Genomic DNA, 6982 nt, shown 5'->3' with positions numbered 1-6982 from the left:
GAGCCAAATTTATCAAATTTAACTCCCAAATACGAAAGATAAAAGAGGACGGCGGCAAAGGCGGCGAGGGTGAATAGAAATTTAAAAAAGCTTTGCAAATTCGATCCTTTTGCTCATAATTAAATTTGCGAAATCTTAGCCAAAAGGCGGTTAAATTTGAGTGAATTTGGGGGCTGTAAATTTGAAAAATGCGGTGAAATTTAAATCAAAGCAAATTTGACTAAATTTGAAAGGATGAAGCAAAACTCGGTAAATTTGAGAAAATTTGAAGTAAAAAGAGAAATTTAGCCGAAAAGCTCGGCTAAATTTGATAAATTTTAGTGCAGGCTCTCGATGTAGCTAAGCGCGCTAAGGGCCGCTACCGCGCCGTCTCCTGCGGCTACGATGACTTGTTTTGGCGCGTCTTTTCTGATGTCGCCCGCGGCAAATAGTCCAGGCACGCTAGTTTGCATTTTTAGATCGACGCTCACTTGGCCGCCTGCCTCCATATCGCATAAAAACTCGCCGTTTTCTTGGCGAAGGACGTCGTTGTTTACATTAAGCCCGACGAATACGAAAACGCCCGGCACTTTTAGGTCGCGCTCGCCCTCTTTCGTGTTTATGATTAGGCCTGCAAGACCTGCTTTGTCGCCGTAAGCCTGCTTGATCGTAGCGCTCGTGATAAACTCGATTTTGGCGTTAGCGCGAGCCTTTTGCAGCGTGACGGGAGCGGCGCGAAACTCGTCTCTGCGGTGGATGACGTAGACGCGCGAGCAGATGTTGGCTAGATATAGGGCCTCCTCGATCGCCGTGTCGCCGCCGCCTAGAACTGCGACTTCTTTGTTTTTATAGAAAAATCCGTCGCAGGTCGCGCAGGTGCTCACGCCTCTGCCGAAAAACTCATCCTCGCCCGCAAAGCCCGCGCGGCGCGGAGTAGAGCCGGTGGCTACGATGACTGCTTTGGCCTGCTCTTCTTTGCCGCCTTCAAGCTTGACCGTGAAGCTGCCGTCAGAGTTTTTTACCACGCGCTCGACGCCCGCCATCTCGTGTTTTAGTCCAAAATGCGTGCACTGAGCGACCCACGTGCTCATGAAGTCGATACCGCTCTCGCCGGGCGCTTTTTGACCCGGATAGTTTTCTATCTCGGAGCTACCCGTGATCTGGCCGCCGGGCATTCCTTTTTCAAACATTACGACGTTTTTTAATCCGCCTCTGGTGGCGTAAAGTCCCGCGCTAAGTCCGGCAGGACCGCCTCCGATGATCGCTAAATCTAACATATTTTTTCCTTTAAATTTTATTTATTTTCGAATCTTGTTTATAAATGCCGCCCTTTTGCGCCTTTAGCTCCACGCTTGCGGGCAAAGTCGTGATATTTAGGACGTGCATCAGCTTTAAAATCGTATTTATATCCGAAGCGACGAAATTTATATTTCCCTCGCTAGGCGCGCGTTTTTGGAGCAAGTCCACGGCTACGATTTTTAAATCCTTAGTCGAAGTTTTTAAAATTTCTCTCCAGTTTGATTGGTTGGAGCTAAAAACCACGAGTAAAAATTTGTCGTCTTGGGGTGCAAAAATTTGAGCCTGCTCGTAAAAAACCAGCTCGTTAAAATTTACGAATTTATACTGCGAAAATCTGTAATTATTGTAAGCAAATACGCCTGCTACCAGCGCTGCACCGATAAAGGACGCAAAAACGGAGGTAAGAGGAAGCAGGCTTCCTCCTCGTCTAAAAACCATTAAAGAAGCGAATTTATCTTATCGGCGATGGCTCGTTTTGATTGCGCGCCGACCATTTGCTCTACGACTTCGCCGTTTTTGAAAAATAGAAGCGTAGGGATCGAGCGGATGCCGAATTCTACGGCAAGGTCTTGCACCTCGTCGGTGTTTACTTTGCAAATTTTAGCTTTGCCCTCAAACTCCTCAGCAAGCTCGTCGATAACCGGAGCAAGCATACGGCAAGGTCCGCACCAAGGCGCCCAAAAATCTACTAGCGCGACGCCCTCTTTGGCGACGTCGAAATTCGCAGTCGTTAGTTCTACGTATTTTCCCATTTTATTCTCCTTTTTAAAGATAGTCGTAATTATACACGAAAGTATTTAAATTTTAGCTAAATAAGAATTTTTACAAACTAATATTTTCTATCCACTTTATCTCACTCTTTTTTATCGCGATCAAATCGACCTGAAAATCGGCGTTAGCGCCGTTTTGCAGCAGATAAAAATCGATAGTTTTTAAAATTTTATTAAATTTAGCGGGCGTGAGGCGATACTCTGCCTCGTAGTCGCCCTGCGTAGCTTTGATTTCGACAAAACGTAAAACGCCGTCTTTTTTAGCGATGACGTCGATCTCGCCGAATTTGGAGCTAAAATTTCTAGCAAGTATCTCGCAGCCGTTTTTTAGCAAAAACTCGCAAGCCAGTTCCTCCGAGCTCTTGCCGAAAAGATACGCCCTAAGCCCCAAATTTTACTCTTCTATCCTCATCATAAAAGGCTTTTCTTTTACAAATTCTTGCTCTTGCAAAATTTCCATAGTACGCCTCACGTCCTTTTCCACGCTCGTGTGCGTCGTGAAAAACAGCGTCGCATACGGACTTTCGTCCTTCGGTTTTTGCAGCAGGCTATCGATAGAGAGGTTGTTTTCGCTCATTAAATTCGTGATTTTAGCTAGGACGCCGACTTTGTCCTCGACTCTAAGCCTAAAATAATACTTCGTGCGAATTTCGCTCGGATCTAGGAGCTCAAGCGCATTTAGCTCAAACGGCGCCTTGTAGCCTAGCATCGGAGATTTGCCGTCTCTGGCGATGTCGATAAGATCGCTGATGACTGAGCTTGCCGTCGCCGGACCGCCCGCGCCCGGACCGTAAAACATCGTCTCTCCGACTGCGTCGCCCACTACGCTCACGGCATTTGTCACGCCGTCTGTTTTAGCTATCATTTTATCTTTGGGTACTAGTGCCGGATGTACGCGTAGCTCGACCTTGTCGCCTGTTTTTTTGGCGATGGCTAGTAGCTTTATGACGTACTCGAAATCGTTAGCGAAAAAGATATCCTCGGGCGTTATGCCTTCGATACCTTCTATCAGGATGTCTTCGGGGTTGCCGTGCACGCCGTATGCGATGCTAGCTAGGATCAGTAGCTTGTGCGCCGCGTCAAAGCCTCCGACGTCAAAGGTCGGATCGGCCTCGGCATAGCCTAGCTCCTGGGCTTTTTTTAGCGCGTCCGCGAAATTTGATCCCTTGCTCATCATCGAGGTTAAGATGTAGTTGCTCGTGCCGTTTAAAATCCCGTTAATGCTTAGGATATGGTTTGCGCTAAGGCCCTCGCGAAGGGCTCTGATAATAGGTATGCCGCCCGCGACGCTAGCCTCGAAGCCAAAGGGCGTGTTTTGCGCCAAATTTTGCAAGGCGTAGCGGTGATAAGCTAGTAACGCTTTGTTTGCCGTTACGACGGCTTTTTTGCGCTCTAAAATTTTGCTAACGACCCTAAAAGGCTCCTCGACGCCGCCCATAAGCTCGACGAAAACGTCGATATCCTCGTGCTCTAGGACGCTATCTATATCGTCCGTGAGAGGGATGGCGACGTCTCTTTTTTTGCTTAAATTTCTAACGACGCCGATAACCGGAACTATATCCTCGCCGCATCTTGCCGCGATTAGTTTTTTGTTTTGGAGTAAAATTTTAGCTACGGCTTCTCCGACCGTGCCAACACCTAAAATGGCTATATTCATGCAAATTCTTTCAGATATTTTTTGACATTTCTCGCCGCTTGACGGATACGGTTCTCGTTCTCGATGAGAGCAAGGCGCACGTAGTCGTTGCCGCCCTCGCCAAAACCGATACCAGGGCTCACCGCGACGCTAGCTTTAGTAAGCAGCTGTTTGGAAAACTCGAGGCTGCCGATGTTTCCGACTTGCGGCGGGATTTTCGCCCAGATAAACATACTCGAGCTTGGCTTATGCATCTCCCAGCCGGCACTTGCAAAGGCTTCTAGCATCACGTCGCGGCGTTTTTCGTAAATTTGACGGATATCCTCGACGCAGCTTTGATCGCCGTCTAGCGCGACGGTTGCTGAGACTTGGATCGGGGTAAACATTCCGTAATCAACCCATGATTTTATCTTTTTAAGCGCGGCGCAAAGGCGCTTGTTTCCGCATAAAAATCCGACGCGCCAGCCGGCCATATTGTAGCTTTTTGATAGCGTGTAGCACTCGACTGCGACGTCTTTTGCGCCTTCTACTTCAAATATGCTCGGCGTCTTATAGCCGTCAAAAGTAAGGTCTGCGTAGGCGATGTCCGAGATCACGTAAAAGCGCTCTTGTTTACTCATCGCGACTAATCGCTCATAAAAGCTCTTTTGCACGGTTACGGTCGTAGGATTGTGCGGGAAATTTACGACGACGTATTTAGGTTTCGGCGAGCTTGAGCGGATGGTGTGAAGCAGGTCTTCGAAAAATTTATTTTCGTCAAGCTCGAATTTATCGTTGTATTTTAGCGGCATCTTCGCCACGCTACCGCCGGCGAATAAAAACGCCTGCGTGTGGATAGGATACGCAGGATCGGGCACAACGGCGACGTCGCCCGGATTTACTATCGCTTGGGCTAGATGTACGAAGCCCTCCTTGCTGCCCATAACGGCGACGGCTTCGGTGTCGGGGTCCAAATTTACGCCGTATTTGCGCTTGTACCAGTTACAGATGGCTAGGCGCAGTTTGTAGATGCCCGCGCTCGCCGAGTAGCCGTGAGTTTTGTCTTTTTGGGCGCTTTCGCAGAGCTTATCGACGATGTGCTGAGGCGTGCGACCCTCCGGGTTTCCCATCGAAAAGTCGATGATATCTTCGCCCGCTCGGCGCGCGGCCATTTTTATGGCGTTTACCTCGGCAAATACGTAGTTTGGAAGTCTTTCAATCGTATTAAATCTAATCTCGTCAAACATAAATTTTCCTTATTTTAGGTAGATTTTGAGCCCTCGTTTAATATTTTCTAGGCTGACCGCATCGTCGATCATTAGATATTTTGCGTTTTGTGGAAAGGAAATCTTCAGGCTATTTATAGCTTTGTCGCTTCTTTTTTCCTCGAGTAAATTTAAATTTTTATCCAAAATTCTCACGATCGCCGACCAGCGATCCTCCCCGTCTGCGCCTATGGCGGCGACTTTTGCGCCGCTAACGTCGATGAGATAGGGCTCAAGCGGTTTTGAGAGCTGAACCTGCTGCGAAAACGGTACCGGGGTTTGATTGATCGACGAATTTGACGCGTCGATGACGTATTCGTAGGATAGCTCGCCGGCTCTGTTTATATCTGTTATTTCGGTGCCGCTTTCTTTAAAGGCAGAGTAGAGCGAGCCTGGATCGGGGATAAATTTAGTATCTACGGTTACCCCCCAAGTAGCGCCGCCGGCGTTAGAAAATTCGCTCGTTAAGATATCGTTATAACCTAGTCCGTTTAGGGCGTCTTTGGCGATTTTCATGATAAGCAGCGGGTTGTTTTGGCGCGAGATAAATTTGATATTTACCTTGACGTTTTGCTTGTAGGATAGACGCAGGAGCGAATTTGACTTTAAAACGTTTGAAATTTTAGCGATATCGGGCTTGCCGTTTGCGTTTAGATATGCCGAACCGTCGCCAAAGAGCTGAGTCGCTTTTGCGCTATTTTGACCGAGCAGACTGCCTGCTATATCCACCACGCTACCAGCGAGGCAAAAGGCCGCGCTAACGGCTAAAAGTACGAGCTTTTTTACCACGATTTGCCCTTGTTTAGAGCCACGAATTCGTCGTATGTGAGTGGCGTGATTTTATCTTTTTCTACCAAAAATCGCTTTGGATTATCGCCGCTAAATTTGATATTTTGATCGCCGATTTCTAAATTTATCTCTCCGTGTCCGGTTACGATGAGTTGTTTTTTGCCTATTTCGATAGAAACGGCATTTGAGGCGTTTTGAGATCGCTTTTTATTGTCGTCCAAATTTATCACGCCGAGCCAAACTTTTCTGCGCGGGACGACTTTTATCTCGCTAAGTCCGTTTAGTTCGTATATATCGCCGGTTTTAGGTGTAGATGAAACGGTAGCGGTTATATTTTGCTCGGTTTTATTTGATATTTCGGTAGGTTGCAAATTTTGACCTGTATTTTGCTCTATAGGCTTTGGTTGCGCGACCGTCGCGACAGTTACGTTTATCTCGGGTAGAGGCTGGGCGGCGTTAGGTATCGCTAAATTTGAGGCGTTTTCTTCGTTATCGCTAAGCTCGTCCTGCGCTTTTGGAGAGGACGATACGCTAACTGTAATATTTGCGTCTTTAATGGCATCTAGGTTTTTGGCAGCTTGCTGCACGGTCGTCGCATCGGAGTAGGTCACGCTTTTATTTTTGTCTTCAAAGAGGCTCGAGAGATCGCCGATATATTTTTGAGGTTCGAAAAAATATATTAAAGCGCCGATTGCGCAAATGGTAACGATACTGCCGAGCATACCGCCGTAAGATGATTTTTCGCTTGCGGTATAGGCCGGTATTTTAGGCGATATGGTTATGGTTTTGTGCTTCAACTCGCCCTCGTGCTCGGCCATAAACGCCTCGTATTCGTTCATCCACAGCGTAAAGTCGATATCTAGCTCACGCTCTAAAATTTTAACAAAACCCCTGACGTTAAAACGCGCCAATTTTTCAAAATTTTTATCGGCGATGTAGCCTAGGTATTCCGCTTCGATGTGCGTTCTTCTAGCGACTTCGCTAAGCCCCAGTTCTTTTAACAAACTTATGTCATTCATTTATAATCCTATCGCAAAGTATGGCAAACGCAGCCGAGACGTTTAGGCTGTCCCAGTCGTTTTTCATTTTTATTCCTATTATTTCGTCGCTTTTGGCAAGGACTTTTTTGTGCAAACCTTCGCCCTCGCTACCCATCACGAGCGCCATTTTTTGGTTAAATTTGACCTCGTGGGCGTTTTTGCCGCCGCTTGCCGTAGCGTAAATTTTAAATCCGACTTGTTTTAGTTCGTTTAACAAGCTAAGAC

The 6982-nt window shown here is 47.1% G+C and carries 9 protein-coding genes; all 9 read right to left on the bottom strand.

Going from position 1 to position 6982, the window contains the following annotated elements; translation table 11 throughout:
• Nucleotides 1-317: 317 nt before the first annotated feature.
• On the bottom strand, nt 318-1256 hold the full coding sequence (locus RYL88_RS10345; protein WP_314991087.1) for an FAD-dependent oxidoreductase: 939 nt from the start codon (nt 1254-1256) through the stop codon (nt 318-320).
• Nucleotides 1257-1266: 10 nt separating this feature from the next.
• Nucleotides 1267-1716 carry a hypothetical protein gene (locus RYL88_RS10340; protein WP_314991085.1) on the bottom strand — a complete coding sequence of 150 codons (450 nt, stop codon included), beginning with the start codon at nt 1714-1716 and terminating at the stop codon, nt 1267-1269.
• Complete coding sequence (gene trxA / locus RYL88_RS10335) at nt 1716-2030, bottom strand: thioredoxin (protein ID WP_314991083.1); 315 nt, start codon at nt 2028-2030, stop codon at nt 1716-1718. Before trxA ends, RYL88_RS10340 begins: the two co-directional genes overlap by 1 nt.
• A 70-nt stretch (nt 2031-2100) precedes the next feature.
• Nucleotides 2101-2439 (bottom strand): YraN family protein, encoded by a 339-nt coding sequence (locus tag RYL88_RS10330; RefSeq protein ID WP_314991081.1) that lies wholly within the window; start codon nt 2437-2439, stop codon nt 2101-2103.
• A gap of 3 nt (nt 2440-2442) precedes the next feature.
• Entirely contained in the window at nt 2443-3705 is a 1263-nt protein-coding gene (locus RYL88_RS10325) for a homoserine dehydrogenase (RefSeq protein ID WP_314991079.1), read from the bottom strand.
• Entirely contained in the window at nt 3702-4910 is a 1209-nt protein-coding gene (locus tag RYL88_RS10320) for an LL-diaminopimelate aminotransferase (RefSeq protein WP_298792599.1), read from the bottom strand. Before RYL88_RS10320 ends, RYL88_RS10325 begins: the two co-directional genes overlap by 4 nt.
• Before the next feature lie 9 nt (nt 4911-4919).
• Nucleotides 4920-5717: a hypothetical protein gene (locus RYL88_RS10315; protein ID WP_314991077.1), complete on the bottom strand. Its 798-nt coding sequence runs from the start codon at nt 5715-5717 to the stop codon at nt 4920-4922.
• Complete coding sequence (locus tag RYL88_RS10310) at nt 5711-6736, bottom strand: phosphatidylglycerophosphate synthase (protein WP_314991076.1); 1026 nt, start codon at nt 6734-6736, stop codon at nt 5711-5713. The genes RYL88_RS10315 and RYL88_RS10310 overlap by 7 nt, the downstream gene beginning before the upstream one ends.
• The coding region (locus RYL88_RS10305; protein ID WP_314991074.1) for a TrmH family RNA methyltransferase at nt 6729-6982 on the bottom strand (254 nt) is incomplete at its 5' end. The genes RYL88_RS10310 and RYL88_RS10305, both read right to left, overlap by 8 nt.

It is taken from the genome of uncultured Campylobacter sp. (assembly GCF_963517995.1).
Taxonomy (GTDB): domain Bacteria; phylum Campylobacterota; class Campylobacteria; order Campylobacterales; family Campylobacteraceae; genus Campylobacter_A.
Note: the sequence above shows the minus strand (reverse complement) of the source record. Positions and strands in the feature narration are given on the sequence as shown.